The sequence below is a fragment of the Desulfonatronum thiodismutans genome, from assembly GCF_000717475.1.
In the GTDB taxonomy this organism is placed as follows: domain Bacteria; phylum Desulfobacterota; class Desulfovibrionia; order Desulfovibrionales; family Desulfonatronaceae; genus Desulfonatronum; species Desulfonatronum thiodismutans.
Genome location: NZ_JPIK01000020.1, coordinates 138920 through 160729, shown reverse-complemented (window position 1 = coordinate 160729; position 21810 = coordinate 138920). Strand labels below are relative to the sequence as shown.

The 21810-nt window shown below is 61.7% G+C and carries 20 protein-coding genes and 1 tRNA gene; 18 read left to right on the top strand and 3 right to left on the bottom strand.

What is annotated here, in order from left to right; genetic code table 11:
* Positions 1–60: 60 nt before the first annotated feature.
* The gene (locus tag GY33_RS0115140) at positions 61–1260 is read right to left on the bottom strand and encodes an aminopeptidase (protein WP_031388141.1); all 1200 of its coding nucleotides are present in this window, start codon (positions 1258–1260) and stop codon (positions 61–63) included.
* A 178-nt stretch (positions 1261–1438) separates the two neighbouring features.
* On the opposite strand from GY33_RS0115140, the gene GY33_RS0115135 reads away from it, so the two are divergent.
* Positions 1439–2344, top strand: coding sequence for an LOG family protein (locus GY33_RS0115135; protein WP_031388140.1), 906 nt, complete (start codon positions 1439–1441; stop codon positions 2342–2344).
* Between the two features lie 14 nt (positions 2345–2358).
* Here the strand turns inward: GY33_RS0115135 and GY33_RS19985 are convergent, their stop codons facing one another.
* Entirely contained in the window at positions 2359–2838 is a 480-nt protein-coding gene (locus GY33_RS19985) for a hypothetical protein (protein WP_051822693.1), read from the bottom strand.
* Positions 2839–3159: 321 nt separating this feature from the next.
* On the opposite strand from GY33_RS19985, the gene GY33_RS0115125 reads away from it, so the two are divergent.
* The 10 genes from GY33_RS0115125 (at position 3160) to GY33_RS0115080 (ending at position 13211) form a co-directional block, all read left to right on the top strand.
* Positions 3160–3432 (top strand): HU family DNA-binding protein, encoded by a 273-nt coding sequence (locus tag GY33_RS0115125; protein ID WP_031388138.1) that lies wholly within the window; start codon positions 3160–3162, stop codon positions 3430–3432.
* 20 nt (positions 3433–3452) lie between these two features.
* Complete coding sequence (locus tag GY33_RS0115120; protein ID WP_031388137.1) at positions 3453–3638, top strand: hypothetical protein; 186 nt, start codon at positions 3453–3455, stop codon at positions 3636–3638.
* 116 nt (positions 3639–3754) lie between these two features.
* Positions 3755–5440, top strand: a complete 1686-nt coding sequence (gene ettA, locus GY33_RS0115115; RefSeq protein ID WP_031388136.1) for an energy-dependent translational throttle protein EttA — start codon at positions 3755–3757, stop codon at positions 5438–5440.
* 11 nt (positions 5441–5451) lie between these two features.
* Positions 5452–5700: a hypothetical protein gene (locus GY33_RS0115110; RefSeq protein ID WP_031388135.1), complete on the top strand. Its 249-nt coding sequence runs from the start codon at positions 5452–5454 to the stop codon at positions 5698–5700.
* A gap of 186 nt (positions 5701–5886) precedes the next feature.
* Positions 5887–6837, top strand: coding sequence for an adenosylcobinamide-phosphate synthase CbiB (gene cbiB, locus GY33_RS0115105; RefSeq protein WP_031388134.1), 951 nt, complete (start codon positions 5887–5889; stop codon positions 6835–6837).
* A 135-nt stretch (positions 6838–6972) separates the two neighbouring features.
* Positions 6973–7182 carry a cold-shock protein gene (locus GY33_RS0115100; protein WP_028571366.1) on the top strand — a complete coding sequence of 70 codons (210 nt, stop codon included), beginning with the start codon at positions 6973–6975 and terminating at the stop codon, positions 7180–7182.
* A gap of 62 nt (positions 7183–7244) precedes the next feature.
* A complete protein-coding gene (locus GY33_RS0115095; RefSeq protein ID WP_051822692.1) occupies positions 7245–8429 on the top strand; it encodes an AI-2E family transporter in 1185 nt (394 codons plus the stop codon).
* Entirely contained in the window at positions 8426–8983 is a 558-nt protein-coding gene (locus GY33_RS0115090) for a TVP38/TMEM64 family protein (protein WP_031388132.1), read from the top strand. The genes GY33_RS0115095 and GY33_RS0115090 overlap by 4 nt, the downstream gene beginning before the upstream one ends.
* Positions 8984–9016: 33 nt before the next feature.
* Positions 9017–10114 (top strand): efflux RND transporter periplasmic adaptor subunit, encoded by a 1098-nt coding sequence (locus GY33_RS0115085; RefSeq protein ID WP_152555210.1) that lies wholly within the window; start codon positions 9017–9019, stop codon positions 10112–10114.
* A gap of 28 nt (positions 10115–10142) precedes the next feature.
* A complete protein-coding gene (locus GY33_RS0115080) occupies positions 10143–13211 on the top strand; it encodes an efflux RND transporter permease subunit (RefSeq protein ID WP_031388130.1) in 3069 nt (1022 codons plus the stop codon).
* A gap of 262 nt (positions 13212–13473) precedes the next feature.
* Here GY33_RS0115080 and GY33_RS0115075 read toward each other — a convergent pair.
* Positions 13474–13568 (bottom strand) — tRNA-Ser (locus GY33_RS0115075).
* Positions 13569–13738: 170 nt separating this feature from the next.
* On the opposite strand from GY33_RS0115075, the gene GY33_RS0115070 reads away from it, so the two are divergent.
* From GY33_RS0115070 to GY33_RS0115040, 7 genes are all read left to right on the top strand, one after another.
* The gene (locus tag GY33_RS0115070; protein WP_031388129.1) at positions 13739–14929 is read left to right on the top strand and encodes an aminotransferase class I/II-fold pyridoxal phosphate-dependent enzyme; all 1191 of its coding nucleotides are present in this window, start codon (positions 13739–13741) and stop codon (positions 14927–14929) included.
* Positions 14914–16218, top strand: a complete 1305-nt coding sequence (locus GY33_RS0115065; protein ID WP_031388128.1) for a homoserine dehydrogenase — start codon at positions 14914–14916, stop codon at positions 16216–16218. Before GY33_RS0115070 ends, GY33_RS0115065 begins: the two co-directional genes overlap by 16 nt.
* A complete protein-coding gene (kdsB, locus tag GY33_RS0115060; protein WP_031388127.1) occupies positions 16215–16973 on the top strand; it encodes a 3-deoxy-manno-octulosonate cytidylyltransferase in 759 nt (252 codons plus the stop codon). The genes GY33_RS0115065 and kdsB overlap by 4 nt, the downstream gene beginning before the upstream one ends.
* 42 nt (positions 16974–17015) lie before the next feature.
* Positions 17016–18167 (top strand): glutamine-hydrolyzing carbamoyl-phosphate synthase small subunit, encoded by a 1152-nt coding sequence (gene carA, locus GY33_RS0115055; protein WP_031388126.1) that lies wholly within the window; start codon positions 17016–17018, stop codon positions 18165–18167.
* Positions 18168–18177: 10 nt separating this feature from the next.
* Entirely contained in the window at positions 18178–18981 is an 804-nt protein-coding gene (locus tag GY33_RS0115050; protein WP_031388125.1) for a tetratricopeptide repeat protein, read from the top strand.
* A gap of 104 nt (positions 18982–19085) precedes the next feature.
* Complete coding sequence (locus tag GY33_RS0115045) at positions 19086–19742, top strand: fumarate reductase (protein WP_031388124.1); 657 nt, start codon at positions 19086–19088, stop codon at positions 19740–19742.
* Positions 19743–19864: 122 nt separating this feature from the next.
* Positions 19865–21694, top strand: coding sequence for a fumarate reductase flavoprotein subunit (locus GY33_RS0115040; protein WP_031388123.1), 1830 nt, complete (start codon positions 19865–19867; stop codon positions 21692–21694).
* The last annotated feature ends 116 nt before the right edge of the window (positions 21695–21810 follow it).

Below are 21810 nucleotides of genomic sequence, written 5' to 3'. Positions count from 1 at the left end.
ATCCTTGAAAACCGGAGGTTTCAGCATCCGGACCCAAAAGAGTTTCAGGACGGAAACAAGCTAACAGCAAAATTCTCCATTTTCATAAATCACCCGGCTTTTTCCCGATCGCAGCCGGGCCGTGACGACCTTGGGATTGGTATTGACCAGATCCCAGTGCAGGGCGGACTCGTTGAACCCGAGGCCACGCTTGCGGCGCTTGTCCAAGTCCGCGACTTTTCCGGAGAAAGACTCCACATAGGACGACCCCAGAGCCAAATGGCAATTGCCGTGTTCGCCGCCGTAGTTCTCGTCGAACAGGGTGTTGGCCATGAAGGCATTGATGCGGGAGAAGCGCTTGTCGGTCAGGGAGAACTCGCCGACCTGGGCCGCTCCTTCGTCCATGGCCACCTGGGAACGTAGGAATGCCTCGCCTTGTTCCGCCTGAGCCGAAATCACCTTTCCATCAGCAAATTCCAAACGCACTCCGGAAACCAGATTGCCGTTGCGATATGATGGTTGATCAGCGACGTACACACCTCGCACGCCACGCCAGTCCGGAGAAAGGAAGATTTCGAAGCTGGGGATGTTGTGTCCGGACAGTCCCACCCATTTGCGCTGCTCGCCGAGGGAGACTTCCAGATCCATGCCTTCGGATTCCACCCGGAGCGTCTTCGGGTTCATTTTGTTCAGCCAGCGCTTAATCCGGCCGACCGCGTCGAAGACTTCCCGCCAACCGGCCACGGCATCGTCGGCGTTCAGGTAACACGCGTTCACGATCTGTCGGGAGTAGGCGTCCAGATCCATGCCCGCGGCCTGGGCCATCTCCAGGGTGGGCAGCATGGCCAGGGTCCAGCCGAAAAGTCCCCGCTGTTCTCGTGCGTCCAGGATGTCTCGCAACGGCCTGCGGGCCAGGGTGGCCAGACTGATCCGTTCAGGACGGATATCGCGCAGATGAGTCAAAGACTCCGGTGCACGCAGATGAATCGCTCCGTGCACGGCCCCCAGCAATTCCTTGGTCCCCGGAGGATGAAACGTGAGTTGCTTGTCCTCGCCCAGGGCGTAGAAGTCGTGCTCCATGCGCACCGTGGGATTCCAGCGTACCACGGGTTGCAGCGAGCGACCCAGCAGCAGCGCGTATATTTTCTCGGCCAGGGCCGAAGCCGCGGGATCGGATTGCAGCAGGACGATATTGCCCTTGCGCAGCTTGCGCCCTCTGGCTGTGTCCAGAGCCCAGATCATGACCTGGGCATAGGCGTCCAGGTGTTTTTCCGTCAACATTCTGCGATGATCTCCTTGTTTTTCGTTCATGAACCGTAACAATCGGAAATGGATAGGGCGTCATCGCCGATTTTGCAAGCGACGCCCTGGAGGCTCGAGCGACAAGATTGACGATCCCCAAAAAACAGGCCAACAAGTCCCCTTTCCCCCAACCCACCAATCAGCAAGGAGAACGCCTATGGCCGCCAGCCACCCGGAAACCCTTTTCCCTTCGGCGCAAAACGACGTCGCAAGGGCCCAACAGCAGCCCTCCACGCCACAGACCGAATCCGCGGCCTATCGCCTGGCCTTTCTGGACAAAGATTTCATTCTCCAGGATGAACTGCGCCCGGTTCGCCTCCAACTGGAACTGCTCAAGCCCGAAATGCTGATGCGGGATAGTCGGATCGAGTCCACGGTGGTGGTTTTCGGCAGCGCCAGGCTGTTGGATGCCGAAACCGCCCAAGCCCGGCTGGACGAGGCCTTGGCCGCCGTCGGGAATCAGCCTGACGGTCCCGAAGACAAAGGCGCTAAGGCCCGACTCCAGGCCGCCAAAAGCGCGCTGGAGCACAGCCGCTATTACGAGGAAGCCCGCAAGCTTTCCAGGATCATATCGGAAAACTGCCAGTGCGAGGAGAAAAAAACCCATGTGGTGATCACCGGCGGCGGCCCGGGAATCATGGAGGCGGCAAACCGCGGTGCGGCGGAAGTCCAGGCCAAGAGTATCGGCCTGAACATCGTCCTGCCCCATGAGCAGGCCCCCAACCCCTATATTACGCCGGAACTCAGCTTCCAGTTCCACTATTTCGCCATCCGCAAGATGCACTTTCTGATCCGGGCCCGGGCTCTGGTGGTTTTTCCCGGCGGGTTCGGCACCCTGGACGAACTGTTCGACGCCCTGACCCTGATCCAGACCGGAAAGATCGCCCCCATGCCGGTATTGCTCTTCGGCTCTCAATTCTGGAAAAAGGTCATCAACTTCGAAGCCCTGGTGGAAGCCGGGACCGTCTCGCCTCACGACCTGGATTTGTTTGAATTCGTGGAAACCGCCGATGAGGCTTGGGACCGGATCGCGGCCTTCGACAATCTGGAGCGCAAGTACTGAACCCGGAAATGAGGTCAACCATTTTGTCGCCCGGCACCCAGCCCCAGCACCGAGGCAGCTTGAGCTGGGTCGATCCGAAAGGGTGAACCAATCCCTTGGAAAAAACCGTGCCGTTCGATCAGGTGCAGGGCCAAAGAGGTGATGACGAGAGTTTCGGTTCCATCATCGCGAAACACCCGAACTTGATGCTTGGCGAATGTTCCCTCGCCTGGAAACGGCGAGGGAACCCGTCCCCGGCACTCCAGGCACTCCGCGAAACTCCCCGTGCCCGCCCGCACCGGATCTCCACCGGCTTGCAAGGCCCGTTCGTAAACCTCCCGCAGCCCTTGAACCAGCCGTTCCCTCGACACTCCCAGACGATCCAGGGTTCGTGCGTCGTCGGCCAGAATGTCCTCGAAGTCCCGGGCATCCTGGCCGAGAAAGCCCAGGGCCGAAAAACGCGATGGCCCGAGGTGGGAATACAATTGCGCTTCCAAAGGCGACCTTCGCGGCATGTTCCTGCTCCTTGGCATCTGTTGAGGGTATGTCGATTACGTCTTTCAATCCCGTTCGTTTGCGTGGTCGTAGCGCAATCGTTTATTCGGTGACAAGTTGTTCGTATGCGGAAAAAAACATGGACATCTTGAAAAGGATTATATATGGCAAACCGAATCGTCCACGCCGGACGCGCGGTTTCCACCATTTTTTTCCTTGGTTTCTTGCAATGGCGGCGGCTTTGGGCTAGAGGCCGTCCAAGGAAGGTCGTTGATAGGGCTGTCAATCTGACAGATATTTTTTTTTCACCATCACCCATATGTGCAAAAGGAGAGAGCGTTATGACAAAGGCGGATCTGGTATCGAAAGTCGCCGGCAAGGCGGGAATGACCAAGGCGAGCGCGGAGAGCGCCCTCAATGCTTTTATTGATTCCGTTGAGGAAATTCTTTCCGCCAACGGGAAATTGACCTTGACCGGCTTCGGCACCTTCGAGGTTCAGCAGCGCCAGGAGCGCACCGGTCGCAATCCCCGGACCGGTCAGGAAATCAAGATTCCGGCCAGCAAGGTCGTCAAATTTCGCCCCGGCAAGCTGCTTAAAGACGCCGTCAACTAACTTTTGCACAGGAGTGAACGATGCTTCCCGGAGAAACCATTCAAAGTTTTTTGCCTCAGGACATCCCCTGGTGGATGCCTGACCACGCCATTTTCATGGGTGCCTTTTACCTGGCCCTGATCCTCATTGGTTCAGGCGTCGGCTATGTCGTGATGAAGTCCATCAAGGATACCCTCAGCGACGACGGACACGGGCACGGCCACTAGCCTGTCCTTAAATTTTCCTTCAAACCGGACAGCCTCTTTGGGAGGATGTCCGGTTTTTTTTCACATTCACTCCATCGAACCAACCTTGAACCCGTTACGGACACTTCGGACGAACCATGAGCACTGACGATAAAAAAATCATCTATTCCATGCACAGGGTCAGCAAGTACTACGATAAAAAGCCGATCTTGAAGGACATTTCCCTTTCCTGTTTTTACGGGGCGAAAATCGGCGTCCTGGGAATGAACGGCTCCGGAAAGAGCACCCTGCTGAAAATCCTGGCCGGAGTGGACCAGGACTTCCAAGGTTCCACCTCCCTGGCTCCGGGGCACACCATCGGCTACCTGGAACAGGAGCCGCTGGCCAATGAAACGCGCACGGTTCTTGAAGTTGTCGAGGAAGGCGCCGGAGAGTCCGTCCGCCTGCTCAAGGAGTTTGAGGAAATCAACGCCCAGTTCGCGGAACCCATGAGCGACGAGGCCATGGACGCCCTGCTGACCCGACAGGCCTCGGTCCAGGAGAAGCTGGACGCCCTGAACGCCTGGGAACTGGAAAGTCGTCTGGAAATGGCCATGGACGCCCTGCGCTGCCCGCCCCCGGACATGCCGCTGAACATCGTCTCCGGCGGGGAACGGCGGCGGGTGGCCCTGTGCCGCTTGTTGCTCCAGCAGCCGGACATCCTGCTTCTGGACGAGCCCACCAACCATCTGGACGCCGAATCCGTGGCCTGGCTGGAACACCACCTCCACCAGTACCCGGGAACCATCATCGCCGTGACCCACGACCGCTACTTTTTGGACAACGTGGCCGGTTGGATTCTGGAACTGGACCGGGGCAAGGGCATTCCCTGGAAGGGCAACTATTCTTCCTGGCTGGACCAGAAAAAGGAACGTCTGCGCCAGGAGGAAAAGGCCGAAAGCGACCGCCAAAAGACCCTGCAGCGGGAACTGGAGTGGATCAGGATGTCGCCGCGGGCCAGGCACGCAAAGAGCAAGGCCCGGATCGGGGCCTATGAGCAACTTTTGTCCCAGGAATCCGAAAAGCAGGGCAAGGAGCTGGAAATCTATATTCCGCCCGGACCCCGGCTGGGCCAGAAGGTGATTGAGGCCCAGGATCTGTGCAAGGCCTACGGGGACCGGATGCTGCTGGCCAACGCCGAATTTTTGATTCCTCCCGGAGCCATCGTGGGCATCATCGGCCCCAACGGGGCCGGCAAGACCACCCTGTTCCGGATGATATCCGGTCAGGAGCAGCCGGACTCGGGCCGGATCGACGTGGGCGAGACCGTGAAGCTGGCCTACGTGGACCAGAAGCGGGACGACCTGGAAGCGGACAAGACCGTGTTCGAGATGATCAGCGACGGCCACGACCTGATCCGCCTGGGCAACCGCGAGGTCAACGCCCGTGCCTATCTGGGGCGTTTCAACATCACCGGCGCGGACCAGCAAAAAAAGGTCGGCATGCTCTCCGGCGGGGAGCGCAACCGGGTCCATCTGGCCCGGATGCTCAAGGAAGGGGCCAACGTCCTGCTGCTGGACGAGCCCACCAACGACCTGGACGTGAACACCATGCGCGCCCTGGAAGACGCCCTGCTGAACTTCGCCGGAACGGTCCTGGTAATCAGCCACGACCGCTGGTTCCTGGACCGTATCGCCACCCACATCATGGCCTTTGAGGGCGACAGCCAAGTGGTCTTTTTCGACGGGAACTTCACCGAGTACGAGGAGGACCGCCGCCGACGTCTGGGAAAGGACGCCGACGTTCCCAAGCGGATCAAGTACCGCAAGTTCACCCGCGGCTGATTCTTTCGGCCATGGCCAAAAAGCGCACCCTTCGCAATCCGCTCAAGGCCATTCGGGCCAAGTGCCTGGAATGCTGCGGCGGCAGCCCCAAGGAAGTCCGGCTCTGCCCGGACTTTTCCTGCGCCCTGCATCCTTTTCGCACCGGCACGAATCCCTTTCCCCGTCGCAAACGCAAGGCTACGCCCCCCCCCGCGGCTTCCGAGACGGCCAACGCCTCTCTGAAGCCGCGGGAGGTGCAGCTCAGCCTGTTTCAGGATTGACGCTTCTTTCCGCGTTCATTTCATGATCCCCGTGGCTGATCCCGAATCGAAGTCGAAATCGAAATCGGGATCGAAATCGAAAAACACCGTGTACCGTCCCGTGGCAGACCATCTTCCTGGGCATGACGTTCGATTGCGATTTCGATTGCGATTTCGATTTGGATGCGGATCACGTAGGGAGCAAACATGCTCTGGCTGACCCTGACGATTCCCCTTCTGGCCGTAGCCCTGGACCTCTGGCTCAAGGATCCGCCGAACTGGCCGCATCCGGTCCGGCTCATCGGGTGGCTGCTGGACCGTCTGGAGCGTCTCGCCCGATCTTCCCCGCTTCCTCCGCGACTGGCGGGCCTGCTTTGCGTTTTGGGTCTGACCCTGGGCGTGGGATTCGCGGTCCGGCTGATCGTCTCCCTGCCCATGGTCGGCTGGTTTCTGGCTCTGTATTTAAGCTTCGCCGGTTTGGCCCTGGGCGGATTGCTTCAGGAAGGACGCCGGGTCGCCTGGTTGCTCCGCGAGCAGGATGTCGAAGCCGCCAGGACGGCCCTTGCCGGGCTGGTCAGCCGGGACGTGGAACACCTGGACGAAAACGGCATTCGCCGGGCCCTGGCCGAAACCGTCAGCGAAAACCTCAATGACGCCTTCACGGCTCCTTTTTTCTACCTGGCCTTTCTCGGTCCCGCCGGGCTTTGGGCTTACAAGACCGTGAGCACCATGGATTCCATGTGGGGGTACAAGACGCCGCACTGGCGGGAGTTGGGCTGGGCAGCGGCCCGGGCCGACGACCTGCTGGCCTTTGTCCCGGCCCGGCTGACTGCCCTGGCCTTGACGACAACGGCCCGCCTGCTGGGCAAACCGGGTGTCCGCCTGTCCGATCTGCGCCGCACGGCCAGCCTGACAGAAAGCCCCAACGCGGGCTGGCCCATGGCCGCCGCGGCCCTGGCCCTGCGGGCCGGAATGGGCGGGCCGACCCGCTACTTCGGCCGGATCAAGACCAAGCCCTGGCTCGGGCCGGAAGATCAAATCTGGACGGATATAAAGCTGAACGAACTGTTTCGACTAACCCTGCTCGCCGGAATGGGAGTTTGCGCAGGACTGATTTTGATGGCACAGTTCGTGATACTTGTTTTTTCCGCAATTTGAGCAATACGTTCCATCTTTCACTTGACCCGTCGGACAAACGAGAGTATCCGCCAACCAAAGAAAGAGCGTGCATCGCGCCGCTCAGGCCAGTCCTAAGGCCAACTCTCTGTATTTCTTTAAGGAGGTCTTTTTTTTATGGAAGGTGTTGTAAAGTGGTTCAGCAAGCAGAAAGGCTACGGTTTCATCACTCCGGATGGTCAGGAAGACGGCAAGGACGTCTTCGTTCATTTCTCGGCCATTGAAGGCGGCGGGTTCAAGACGCTGCGGGAGGGAGCCAGGGTTTCCTTCGAGATCGTCGACGGCGACAAGGGCCTGCAAGCCTCGAACGTCCAGGAACTCGACTAAATTCACGCAACATATAGCAAAAAAGGCCGCTTTGCTCAGCGGCCTTTTTTGTTGGTTCGAACATGTCTCGCCCCGATATCTCCGACTATTTGACGCCCCTGCAACGTCGACTGATCAGCGTGGCCCTGGTGCTCCTGGCGCTGAACCTGATCGGCGCGTTTTTCTTCGGCGTCTTCCTCCTGCTCCAAGGCCTGGTGGTCTACTTTTCCAACGTACTCTGGCCCCTGGCCGTGGCCGGCATCCTGGCCCTGCTGCTCAAACCACTGGTCCACTGGTTCCAGCGGATCCTGCATATCGGACGGGTCACGACAATAATCCTGCTCTACGGCATCGTCCTGCTGACCCTGGCTCTGCTGGGGGCCTTGATCCTGCCGGAAATTCTCTCCCAGGTCCGTTCATTGATCGAACACCTCCCGGTCCTCGCCGAACAGCTCTCCCGGTTGATCGCCCGCCTGTTCCCGGACGCCGCGACCTGGGCCGAGGAGTCCCTGAATCCGGAAGTCCTCCGCGAACACCTGCAATCCTGGACAGAGCACCTGCAAAAAATCATCCAGACCTCCCTGCCCGCCCTGAACACCATGGGAGAATTCCTGGGCCGCACCTTCACCCTGGTGGCCGGAACGGCGATCATCCCGGTCTATCTGTTCTTCTTCCTGCTCACGGACAAGGATCCGTTGCGCGCTCTGGATGAACAACTGTCCTTCATCTCACCCTGGCTGCGGGAGGACATCACGTTTCTGACCGGCGAGTTCGCCCGGATCATGGTCGCCTTTTTTCGGGGCCAAATCCTGATCGGGCTGATCATGGGCGTGCTCATGGCCATTGGTTTTACCCTGGCCGGCCTGAAATTCGGGACTCTGCTGGGCATCGTCATCGGCCTGCTGAACATCATTCCGTACCTGGGCAGCCTCCTGGGGCTGATCACGGTCCTGCCTTTGGCCTACCTGCAACAGGACGGCGGTTTTTTCCTCCTGGCCCTGGTCCTGGCGGTCTTCGTCGCGGTCCAGCTCTTGGAAAGCTACCTGCTCACCCCGCGGATCATGTCTCGAGGCACCGGGTTACACCCGCTGGTGATCATCATCGCCATCTTTTTCTGGGGCAAGGCTCTTGGCGGCATCCTGGGCATGATCCTGGCCATCCCGCTGACAGCCTTTTTCGTGGTGGTCTGGCGACTGGTGCGCAAAAAATACCTCGCCGTCGCGACGGACCGGAACCAGTCGCTCCCTGAGGCCGAATCCGCGTCATGACCGAATCCCTCGTCGAGCTGCTGCGCCACTACGGCATGTACGCCGCGCTGGTCAGCATCGGCCTGAACGTCCTGGCCACCATCAGCGGCGTCTTTCCCACGTTCTTCATCACCGCGGCGAACATCGCCCTGTTCGGCTTCTGGACGGGCGCCTTCATCTCCTTTCTGGGCGAATCCCTGGGCGCGGTAACGGCCTTCCTGCTTTACCGGGCCGGGTTTCGGTCTTCAGCCCAATCGGCCCTGAATCGCTACCCCAGGGCCAAGGCCCTGATCAACGCCCAGGGCCGGGAAGCCTTTCAACTGATCTTCCTGCTCCGCCTGCTGCCCTTTGCCCCGGCCTTTGTCTCAACCCTGGGCGCGGCCGTGGGCAAAGCCTCCCTGCCTCTCTTCACCACGGCCTCCACACTGGGTAAAATCCCGGCCCTGCTCATGGAAGCCTACGTCGTGCTTGAAGTCACCCGATTCCAAGTTACTGGCAAAATCATCCTGGTTGTCTTGGCCTTGTGGCTGGCCTATGATGTCGCTAAACGGTTACGCAATCGTCCGCAACTATAGAACCCTTTTCGACCACCCGCAGGAGAAACAACCTTGCATGCCATACGCCCGACACTCTTGATTTGCGCCCTGCTCCTCTTCACCGGGTGCGCCGAGACCGAGCCGGTGTACGCGCCGGGACCGCGGCCGGTGAAGACCATGGTCGTGGAGCCCCCCCAGAGCCAAGTCGTGCGAAGCTTTTCCGGCATTGCCCGCGCCTCCCGGGACATGGCGCTTAGCTTTCGGGTCTCCGGCGTGCTTCAGGAACTCCCCGTCCAGATGGGCCAGCGGGTCCGCCCTGGGGAGCTGATCGCCCGATTGGATCCCACGGATTTTGAGCTGCAGGTCATGGAACTGGAGGCCCAGGCTGAGCATGCCAGGGCGACCTTCACCAGGGCCAAGGCGGATTACGAGCGGTTCCAGGCGTTGTATGACGCGGACAGCGTCAGCAAGAGCGAGCTGGACCAGGCCCGGGCCGGATTCGAGACGTCCCAGGCCCAACTGGCCGCGGTGGGCAAAAGCCTGGAACTGGTCCGCCAGCAGCTCTCCTACACCAGACTGACCGCGCCCATGGCCGGGACCATCTCCGAAGTGCCGGTGGAGAATTATCAGACCGTCCAAACCGGACAGCCCGTCGTCATACTCAGTACCGACGACGATCTGGAATTCGAGGTCGGCCTGCCGGATCAGCTTATCCACCAGGTTCAACTGGGCGACCCGGCCCAGGTGATCTTTGACGTGCTTCCAGACCGGCCCTTCGCCGCCACGGTCAGCGAGGTCGGAATCACCCCCGGGCCGGTGAGCACCTTTCCGGTCAAGCTGCGCCTGGCCGAGCCCGCGTCGCAAGTTCGTCCCGGCATGATCGGCATGGCCCGGTTCACCTTTTCCCACGCAAACTCCCGGCCTTTCACCGTGGTTCCCGTGGAAGCGGTCTTCGGCCTGCCTTCCGGGGAACAGGCCGTCTGGCTGGTGAATACCGAAACCGGCACCAATTCCGGCACCGTCCACCGCCAACACGTCATCGCGGGCCGCCTGCTCCCGGGCGGATTGCAAATCCTGGACGGCCTGCTTGGCGGCGAAACCGTCGTCATCCGCGGCGTCCACCGCCTGGAACAAGGCCAAAAAGTCCGCCTCCCCCAAGACGCATCCTGAATTCTGACCTCTGTCCCTTGACCTCCTCATGAACATCGCCTCCTGGTGCATCCAGAACAACCGGACTTCCCTCGTCGTCTTCCTCCTGTTGGCTTTTCTCGGGTTCTCCACCTATCTGAACATCCCCCGCCTGGAAGACCCCGAATTCACCGTGCGCGTCGCCCTGGTGATCACCCCCTTTCCCGGCGCTTCCCCCCAGCGCGTGGAGGAATTGGTCACGGACAAGCTGGAGGAACGCATCCGGGAAATCGCGGAGGTGGACTACATTACCTCCCAGTCCATGTCCGGCCTGTCCATCATTGAGGTGAACATCCAGCAGCGGTTCAAGGATCTGGGTCCGATCTGGCAGAACCTGCGCAACAAGGTGGCCGACGCGGCCCCGGACCTGCCCGACGGCGTCCTGCCCTCCATGGTTGACGACGAGTTCGGCGACGTGTTCGGCATTCTCATCGCCCTGACCGGAGACGGCTACACCTACCGGGAGATGAAGGATACCGCGGACCAGGTCCGGGACCAGCTCCTGCGCTTGGAGGACGTGGGCAAGGTGTCCCTGCATGGCGTCCAGGAAGAACGCATTTATGTGGATTTTTCCAATGCCCGACTGGCCGAGTTCGGATTCAGCCCGGCCCATGTGGTCCACCTGCTTCAGACCCAGAACACCATCCAGCCCAGCGGCGTGGCCCTTGCCGGCGCCGAGCGGATCGTCATCGAGCCCTCCGGCGAATTCACTTCCCTGGACGATCTGGCCAATGCCACCTTCCGCCTGCCGGGCCGGACCGACGCCATCGCCCTGCGGGACTTCGCCGCCATATCCCGTGACTACGTGGACCCGCCCGACCCCATGGCCCGGTTCAACGGGCAGCGCACCCTGATCCTGGCCGTAAGCATGGCCCAGGGCGGCAAGATCACGGACCTGGGCGACCGGGTCCAGGAACGGCTGACCGAACTGCGGGCCAACCTGCCCATGGGCCTGGAACTGGACATCCTGCTTTTCCAGCCGGACTTCGTGCGCACGGCCATCGACGACTTCATGGTCAACCTGTTTCTGGCCTTCGTCTTCGTGGTCGCGGCCATGTTCGTGTTCACGGGCTTGCGCACCGGCATCGTGGCCGGGCTGATCATCCCCATGTCCATTTTGACCTGCATCGCCCTGATGCCCCTGTTCGGCGTGGACCTGCAGCGGGTCTCCATTGCCTCGTTCATCATCGCCCTGGGCCTGCTGGTGGCCAATGGCGTGGTGGTCAGCGAGAACATTCTGGTCCGCCTGAACCGGGGCGAGGACCGCCGGGATGCGGCCGTGCGCTCGGTGCGCGAGCTCTGGTTTCCCCTGCTGACCTCCTCCCTGACCACGATCTTCGCCTTCATGCCCATTCCCATGGCCAAGTCCGAGACCGGGGAATACACCATGTCCCTGTTCATCGTGGTCAGCCTGACCCTGCTCTTGTCCTGGATCTACTCCCTGACCATGGTTCCCCTGCTCAGTTACTACTTCCAGAAGCCGCGTAGAAGGGAAGGGCAAAACGGACGCGAACCCTTTTCCGGCTTCTGGTACCGAGGATTTCGGGCTCTGCTGCTGTTCTGCCTGCGCCGCCGCACGCTTTTTCTGGCCTTCGCTCTGCTGCTGACCATCGGCGGGACCGCGGCCTTCCGCCAGGTGCCGACCATCTTCTTCCCGCCCAATGACCGGGAAATGTTCACCCTCGACTTCTGGCAGCCCTTTGGCACGGATATCCGCTCCACCGCGGATCGGCTGGCCGAACTGGAAGCCCACCTGCTCGATCAACCCGGCGTGGATTCCCTGGGCGCGTTCATCGGTTCCGGCGGACCGCGCTGGTACCTCTCCCTGAATCCGGAGCAGACCAATCCCAACTACGCCTTCGTCATCGTGAACACCAAAAGCCTGGAGGACGTCGCCCCGCTGATCCGGTCCACCCGGGGCTATCTGGACGACCACTTCCCTGACGCCCGGCATACGGTGAGCCGCCTGGAACTCGGCCCGCCCGTGGGCGCGCCGATCCAGATCCGCGTCTCCGGCCCGGAAATCGACGCCCTGTACCGGCTGCGGGACAATATCGTCCTGGCCATCGCCCCCATTGAGGGCATCACCTCCATCTACGACGACTGGGGCGAATGGACCAAGAAACTGGTCGTGGACGTGAACCAGGAACAGGCCAAGCGCACCGGACTAAGTACCCGGGACATCGCCCTGTCCCTGCAAACCCAGATTTCCGGCCTCACGGCCACCCAGTACAGGGAAGGCGACAACTTGGTGCCGATAGTGCTCCGGGCTCAGGAAAGCTTTCGGGAAGATCTGGGCAACATCGAAGGGCTCAACGTCTATGGTTTTAGCGCCGACAATGCCCAGATCCGCGGCGTGCCCCTGCTCCAGTTGGCCGACACCCGGCTGGTCTGGCAGCCCAGCGACATTCGCCGCCGGGATCAGACCCGGACCATGACCGTAAAGGTGGAAATCTCCGGGCGCTACGCCGCGGACGTCCTGACCGAGGTCCAGGCCGAGGTGGACCGGATCGCCCAGGGGCCCGAATGGCCGGATCACTATTTCGTGGAGTACGGGGGAGAGGTGGAGGAAAGCACCGAGGCCAACGCATCGGTTATGGCCGGGGTGCCCCTGGCCATGGGCCTGCTGGCCCTGGTGCTCATCGTGCAGTTCAATTCCATCCGCCGCTTCCTGATCATCATGCTGACCATCCCGCCGATGATGGTCGGGATCAGCGCCGGACTGCTGCTGACCCGGGAGCCCTTCGGGTTCATGGCCATGCTGGGCATGATCAGTCTGGTGGGGATCATCGTGAACAACGCCATCCTGATCCTGGACCGGATGGAGATCGAACAGGCAGAAGGCAAACAGCCGCAAGAACTTGTGGTGGATGCCGTCCTGGAACGGCTGCGGGCCATCTTCCTGACCGCGGCCACCACGATCATGGGCCTTGTTCCCCTGGCCGTGCTCGGAGGCGACATGTGGCGGCCCATGGCCAACGTCCTGATCTTCGGCCTGGCCTTCTCCTCCCTGTTCACCCTGGTCCTCTGCCCGGTGCTCTACGCCGCGTTCTTCAGGGTGCGGTTCGCGAAGTCGTGAGCTTGGAGCGGCAAAGCCGTCCGGAATCGAAGAAGAATCTCGTCAGTTGCGGCGGAAAAACGAGGAAGAAAAACTTGGGAAAAGAATGCGATAATGTTTATTCTGAATGAAGTGATTCAGCGCGGCGGGCATTTAATTGTGTTGCACCAGCCTTGAAACCTGACGGTGCGAAAGGCAACGGTCGAAAACGAACAAAAAAAGCCGTTCAAGCCAGTTTTTGCCAGCTTAAACGGCTTTTACTGAACTATGCCGAACAATGCGTTGGCGGAGAGGGAGGGATTCGAACCCTCGATAGAAGTTTTAGCCCCTATACTCGCTTAGCAGGCGAGCGCCTTCGTCCGCCTCGGCCACCTCTCCCCAAAGGGAGAAATACTTATCCAAATCTTCGGTTCGGGTCAAGTAGCGGCGAACCCGCATGTTCGGCCCGAGAGGTCGAAAGAATCGCCCGCCTTTGACAGAATGATGCCCCCCGGATACATTCCACGACCGGTTTTTTCTGGACATCTTACCTCAACGGCAGGCCCTTCATGGAACAATTTCCTCGCGTACACAGACTGCCCCCCTATGTTTTCGCCGTGGTCAACGAACTCAAGGCCCGGATGCGTCATCAAGGGGAGGACATCATTGATCTCGGCATGGGCAATCCGGATCTGGCCACGCCCAAGCACATCGTGGACAAGCTCTGCGAGGCCGCGCACAAGGCCACGAACCATCGCTACTCCGCCTCCAAGGGCATTCCCAAGCTGCGCCTGGCCATCTGCGACTGGTACTGGCGGCGGTTCGGGGTGGAGCTGAACCCGGACCAGGAGTCCGTGGTCACTCTGGGTGCCAAGGAAGGCCTGGCCCATTTGGCCATGGTCATGCTCAGCCCCGGCGACGTGGTCTTTGCCCAGGACCCGACCTATCCCATCCATCCCTACTCGGCGATCATCGCCGGCGCTGACGTCCGGCGCATCCCCATCGGTCGGGATCGGGACTTTTTCGAGGACCTGATGGTGGCCACCCGCCAGACCTGGCCCCAGCCCAAGGTGCTGATCATCTCCTACCCGCACAACCCCACCACCCAGTGCGTGGACCTGGCCTTTTTCGAGAAGATCGTGGACTTTGCCAAGGAACACAAGATGTACGTGATCCACGACCTGGCCTACGCGGACCTGACCTTCGACGGCTATCAGGCCCCCAGCTTTTTGCAGGCCAAAGGCGCCAAGGACGTGGGCGTGGAGTTCTTCTCCCTTTCCAAGAGCTATTCCATGGCCGGTTGGCGGGTTGGGTTCTGCGTGGGCAACCGGGACATGGTCCAGGCCCTGACCCGGATCAAGAGCTATCTGGACTACGGCATGTTCCAGCCCGTTCAGATCGCGGCGATCATCGCCCTGAACGGCCCCCAGGACTGCGTCCAGGAAATCGTGGACGTCTACAAGGACCGCCGGGACGCGTTGATCGAGGGCCTGCACCGCGTCGGCTGGGACGTTCCCTCGCCCAAGGGCACGATGTTCGTCTGGGCCCAGATTCCCGAAGAATTTCGAAGCATGGGTTCGGTGGAGTTTTCCAAGCTGCTCCTGCGGGAAGGCAAGGTGGCCGTGTCCCCGGGCCTCGGCTTCGGCAACTACGGCGACGACCACGTCCGCTTCGCCCTGGTGGAGAACCGCCACCGCATTAACCAGGCAATCCGCGGGTTGCGCAAGGTCATTTCGGGGGAATCATGTCCGGAGAGCTGATCCGTCTGGGACTGGCCGGACTTGGCACCGTGGGCACGGGACTGGCCAAGATCCTTGTTTCCAACGCGGATTGGATCGAGCGGCGGCTGGGCCGACGCGTGACGATCAAGACCGCCCTGGTCCGCGACCCCTCCAAGGCCCGGGACGTTCCTGAGGACATGCCCATCCGGCTGACCGCCGACATCCAGGATTTGCTCGAAGACCCGGAACTGGACGTCATCGTGGAGCTGATGGGCGGCAAGGACACGGCCTACGAGCTGATTACCAAATCCTTGCGCTCGGGCCGCCACGTGGTCACGGCCAACAAGGCCCTGCTGGCCGAACGGGGCAACGAGCTTTTCGCCCTGGCCGCGGAAAAGGGCGTGGGCCTGGGCTTTGAGGCCAGCATCGCCGGGGGCATTCCCATCGTCCAGACGCTCAAGGAGGGGCTGGCCTGCAACCGGATCAAGGTGCTCACCGGCATCCTCAACGGCACGGCCAATTTCATCCTTTCGGAAATGACCTCACGGGGGCTGGACTTCCAGACCGCCCTGCGCCAGGCCCAGGTCAAGGGCTACGCCGAGGCCGATCCCACTCTGGACATCGAGGGCCTGGACGCGGCCCACAAACTGATTCTGCTGATCCGGCTGGCCCACGGTCAGGACTATCCCCTGTCCAGCCTGCCGGTCACGGGCATCACCCACGTGGACCCTCAGGACATCGCCTTTGCCGAGGAGTTCGGCTACCGGATCAAGCTCATCGCCCAGGTCCGGGAGACCGACGGCCTGCTGGACGCCGGGGTGTTCACGGCCCTGGTCCGGCGGGAAGCCATCCTGGGCAAGGTGGACGGCCCGTTCAACGCCATCCTCCTGGACGGCGACGCGGTGGGGCCGATCATGCTCTACGGCCAGGGCGCCGGAGACCTGCCCACGGGCAGCGCCGTGCTCGCGGACATCATGAGCCTGGTTCGCAACGGACGAGCCCCGGACAATACGGGCTTCCAGAACGCCACCCTGCCCCCGGCCCGCATACTGCCCCCCGCACTGGTCCGTTCCCGGCATTATTTCCGCTTTTCCGTCCAGGACCGCCCCGGAGTGCTGGCCAGCATTGCCGGAATGCTGGGGCAACGCAACATCAGCATCGCTCAGGTGGTCCAGAAGGGGTCACCGACCGGGAGCTGCGTGCCGGTGGTCATCGTGACCCACAAAGCCCTGGCTCAGGACGTCCAGGCGGCCGTCGGGGAAATTGACGGGCAAAGCTTCATCACCGCCCCCACGGTGCATCACAGGATCCTCCCCTCCCCGGCATGAGCGCTGTTTGCCGCGATCGACCGAGGTGCCACGGAATCATCCCGGCCCGCTTCGCTTCCACCCGCTTTCCGGGCAAGCCCCTGGCCGACATCCTGGGCAAGCCCATGATCTGGCACGTGTACCAGCGGGCCAGGGCCTGTCCGGATCTGTGCGGCGTGACCCTGGCCACGGACGACCAACGAATTCTGGAAGCGGCCCGAAAGCTGGACATCCCGGCGACCATGACCCGCGACGACCACCCCTGCGGCACTGACCGGGTCCTGGAGGCCGCTGAACGACTGGGAGTCGACGCGGACGACGTGGTGGTCAACATCCAGGGCGACGAGCCGGCCTTGCGCCCGGAACTGCTGACCGAGCTGCTCAGCCCCTTCGACGACCCGGCCGTCCAGGTGAGCACGCTGGCCAGACCGCTTTCCGCCGAGGAGGCCCAGAGTCCCGACGTGGTCAAGGTCGTCACCGACGCCCAAGGCCTGGCCCTTTACTTTTCCCGTGCGCTGATCCCTTACCCCAGGGAAGGCGCCGGCGACTTTCTGGGGCATATCGGACTGTACGCCTTCCGGATGCGCACCTTGCGCGCCTTCGTCGGCCTCGGCCCCGGCAAGCTGGAACAGATTGAAAAACTGGAACAGCTCCGGCTTCTGGAAGCCGGCATTCCCATCCGTGTCTTGCGCACGGAGCATTGCACCCACGGCGTGGACCGGCCCGAGGACATCCCCAGGGTTTGCATACTCCTTCGGGAACAAGGACTGGCCTGACTTTCGGCCGCGAACTACACGACAACCCCCATGAGGCACGACATGCGCGCAATATTGGCCCTTGAAGACGGCACCTGGTTCGCCGGACGCTCCTTTACCGGCGAAGGCGAAGCCGGCGGCGAGGTGATTTTCAACACCGGCATGACCGGATATCAGGAAGTGCTCACCGACCCCTCGTACATTGGTCAGATGGTCTGCATGACCTATCCGCTGATGGGCAACTACGGGGTCAACCCCGAGGACGTGGAATCCGACCGGGTCCAGGTGGAGGCGATGATCGTCAAGGAGTGCTGCAAGCAGCCCTCCAACTGGCGGGCCACCCAGTCCCTGCCGGACTATCTGCGCGACGCCGGGGTGGTCGGCCTGGAAGGCATCGACACCCGGGCCCTGACCCGGCATCTGCGCATCCACGGGGCCAAGCGCGGCGTGATCTCCACCCGAAACGTCCCGGTCCAGGAACTTGTGGAACAGGCCAAGGCCCTGCCCTCCATGGAGGGCGCGAATCTGGTCCAGCGGGTCAAGGTTCCCGGCCCGTACGTCTGGGACGGACAAAGGCCGAAACCCGTGAACATCGACCAGGGCTTTTCCTGGTCCGAACGTGGAGATGGACGTGGAGATGGCCGGGGCTACCGGGTTGTGGTCTTTGATTTCGGCATCAAGTGGAGCATTCTGCGCATTCTCCGGGAAAAGGGCCTGGACCTGCTGATGGTCCCGTCCACCTTTACGGCGGAGCAGGTCATGGCCCTGAAGCCGGACGCGGTGTTCCTGGGCAACGGCCCCGGCGACCCCGCGGCGGTGACCGAGGCGGTGCGAACCGTCGCGGCGCTTACGGACAAGCTGCCCATGGCCGGAATCTGCCTGGGCCAGCAGATCATGGGCCTGGCCCTGGGCGGGACCACCTTCAAGCTGAAGTTCGGCCACCACGGCCTGAACCATCCAGTCAAGGAACTGGCCACGGGCCGGGTGGAGATTTCCTCCCAGAACCACGGTTTTTGCGTGGACTTCGGCCAGGCCGATTTTTACGAACCCACCCACGTCAATCTCAACGACAACACCCTGGAAGGCTTCCGCCACAAGACCAAGCCGCTGATGGCCGTCCAGCACCATCCCGAAGCCGGCCCCGGCCCCCACGACTGCCGCTCGTTCTTCGATCGCTTCATCTCCATGTTGGACGACGTAGTCGGCAAACGATAGGAGAGCTCCCATGTCCACGGAATTGATCAAGGCCCGCTCCGCGCTGGCGGGCATCAACACCCTGCTCAAGCAGCAAAAGGTCCTGCCCGCCGTCCTGGCGTTGCACGACGCCTTGGGCCTGATCATCCGCACGCCGTTGATGAAAAGCGAACGCTCGGACTTTGAGCGCTCCCTGGAGAAAGCCGTCTATCAGCTCAACGGCGACGCCAATCTGCGAAAAATCTACCCGATCCTGCTCCAATACACCCCCGGCGAGGAAGCCGCGCTTCAGGCCGCGCTCCGGGAACTGCTGGGCGAGCTGCAGGAGAACGCGGTCCATGACGCAAAAAAGCTCCTGGCTGAACAGGAACGTCGCAAACAGGAGGGCCTGGCCAAGGGCCGGCAGTTAATCCTGGAAGGCCAGTACGATCCCGCGAGCCAATTCTTCGACAAGATGCTCAAGTATTTTCACGGCGATCAGGAACTGCGGGTGGACATCGGCGAACTGTTCCTCGAGGCAGGCCAGTTCGACCAGGCTTTCACCTATCTGCTCGAATCCTTGCGAAACAACCCGGAATCCGTCCACCTGCTGAACCGCATCGGCATGGGCCTGCGCAAGCTGGGCAAGTTCGAGGAGGCGGAACAATGCTTCCTGCAGGCCCTGAAGCTGTCCACGGACGATGAACGGCTCTATTTCAACCTTGGACGCGTCTACGTCGACCGGGCCCAATGGGATAAGGCCGAGCAGGCCGCTTCCAAGGCCATGGCCCTCAACCCCGAACTGGAACAGGCCAAAAAAATGCGGGATTTCGCCCAACGCAAACAAAAGAGCTGATATTTTTCCCCATGCGTTGACAATTGTCCTCAATGCTCTCTATCAACCAAAGTTTTGTCACGGCCCGCCTCCGTACACCCATTTTCGCCAAAGGACGACGTTCCATGTCCACTTCCATCGATACCACCGTCTTCGTCCCCAGCCCCTCCCGCGCCTCGGCCTGTCTCGACTGGCTGCAGATGCTCACCGGCGCCGGCCTGATCCTGTTCATGTGGGCGCACATGATTCTGGTGGCCAGCGTGATCATCGGGCCAGGGGTGATGAACGCCATCGCCCATTTTTTCGAGGCCACCTACATGGCACAGGTGGGCGGTCCGCTGATCGGTCTGGTTTTTCTCCTGCACTTCGTATTGGCGGCCCGCAAAATTCCTTTCCGGGCCGAGCAGCAGTCCAAGATCTGGAAGCACTCCCGAATGCTGGCCCACAAAGACACCTGGCTCTGGCTCGTTCAGGTGGTCACGGCCATGATTATCCTGGTCATGGGTGCGATTCACATGTGGGTGGTGCTCACGGACCTGCCCATCACCGCGGAGAAGAGCGCGGCCCGGATTCAGGACGGTTTCTGGATGGGATTCTATCTCGTTCTGCTGCCCCTGGTGGAGCTGCACGTCGGCGTGGGCCTGTACCGGATCGCCGTAAAGTGGGGCTTCGTGGGCAGGGCTGATCGCCCCAAAATGCAGCGCATCGAGTACATCGTCACCGGCGGGTTCATCTTCATCGGCCTGATGGCCCTGCTCCGGTTTTATTTTCTCGCGATATAACGGGGATGCGGGTTCACGGTTCACGGTTGATCCGCGGCCAGCCGTCATGGACATACGGTGAGTCGGGGCTTGGCCACCGCCTGAAAGTGTTTATTTCAAGCAATAAGAGAAGGATAGACCACATGCAGACCTTTCATACCGACCTTTTATGCATCGGCGCCGGGCTTGCCGGAGAACGCGTGGCCATCGAAGCCGCCGCCGCCGGGTTCGATGTCACCTGTCTGAGCCTTGTCCCGGCCCGCCGCTCCCACTCCTCCGCGGCCCAGGGGGGCATGCAGGCGGCCCTGGGCAACTGCGCCATGGGCGAAGGGGATTCTCCGGACGTGCATTTCGAGGACACGGTCAAAGGGTCGGACTGGGGCTGCGATCAGGAAGTGGCCCGGCTGTTCTGCGACAACGCGCCCATTGCCATGCGCCAGTTGGCGGCCTGGGGCGTGCCCTGGAACCGGGTCGTGCCGGGCAAGTCCACCTATTTCAAGGGCGGCAAGCTGTTCGAGAAGGAAGAAAAGCAGGAGAAGGAAGGGCTGATCACGGCCCGGGCCTTCGGCGGTACGGCCAAATGGCGGACCTGCTATACATCCGACGGCACGGGCCATACCGTGCTCTACACCATGGACAACCGGGCCGTGCAGCTGGGCGTGGCGGTCCACGACAAGGTCGAGGCCCTCAGCCTGATCCACGACGGAGAGAACTGCCTGGGCGCGGTGGTCCGCTGCCTGAAGACCGGCGAGCTGCGCGTCTATCTGGCCCGGGTCACGCTCATCGCCACCGGCGGATTCGGCCGGATCTACCGGGAATCCACCAACGCCGTGATCAACGACGGCGGCGGCCTGATCATCGCCCTGGACACCGGAGTCGTCCCCCTGGGCAACATGGAGGCGGTCCAGTTCCATCCCACGGGCATCGTGCCCACGGACATCCTGGTCACCGAAGGCTGCCGCGGCGACGGCGGGACCCTGCTGGACAAGAACGAGCACCGCTTCATGCCCGACTACGAGCCGGACAAGGCCGAGCTGGCCTCCCGGGACGTGGTCTCCCGCTGGATGACCCACCACATGCGCCAAGGCCTGGGCGTACCCAGCCCCTACGGCGACCACCTCTGGCTGGACATCCGCCATCTTGGCTGCCATCACCTGGCTACCAAGCTGCGGGAAGTGGATGAAATCTGCAAAAATTTCCTGGGTATCGATCCCGCCAAGAACCTGATCCCTGTCCGCCCCACCCAGCACTACAGCATGGGCGGAGTGCGCACGGACAAGAACGGCCTGGCCTACGGCCTCAAAGGCCTGTTCTCAGCCGGAGAGGCGGCCTGCTGGGACATGCACGGCTTCAACCGCCTGGGCGGCAACTCCCTGGCCGAAACCGTGGTCGCCGGGATGATCGTCGGCGCTAAAGTCGTGGACTACCTCCGGGACCACCAGGTTTCCTATCCCACCGGCCTGGTCCGGGACTCCGCCGCCCAGCAGCAGGACCGGATCAAGCGGCTGATCTCCAAGGCCGACGGCAAGGAAAACGTCTTCACCGTGCGCAACTCCATGTACGACGCCCTGATGCACGGCGCTGGCATCTTCCGCAACGGCAAGGACCTGGAAGCCTGCGTCCAAACACTCCAGGAGGTCCATGAGCGGGCCAACAAGATCGGACTGCGCTCCAACGGTCGGGGTGCGAACCCGGAACTGGCTCTGGCCCTGCGCCTGCCGGGCATGGTCCGCCTGGCCCTGTGCGTGGCCCAGGGCGCCCTGCAACGCACGGAAAGCCGGGGCAGCCATGCCCGGGAAGACCACCCGGAACGCAACGACCGCGACTGGCTGGTGCGCACCCTGGCCACCTGGCAACCCGGCGCGCCCCTGCCGACCCTGAACTATGAACCGGTCTCCCAAGTCTGGTCCATCCCCCCGGGCGAACGCGGCTACGGCGGCGGCAAGATCATCCCTGCGGAGCCCAAGGAATAGCAGTCCGTTGAAAAACTCCCAATTGCTGCGTCGCTGCAAAAAGTTCAAACTCTCACGTATGAATAAATACGCTTCGACCTTGAACTTTTTTCGCTCCTTGCTCTTGGGGTTTTTGA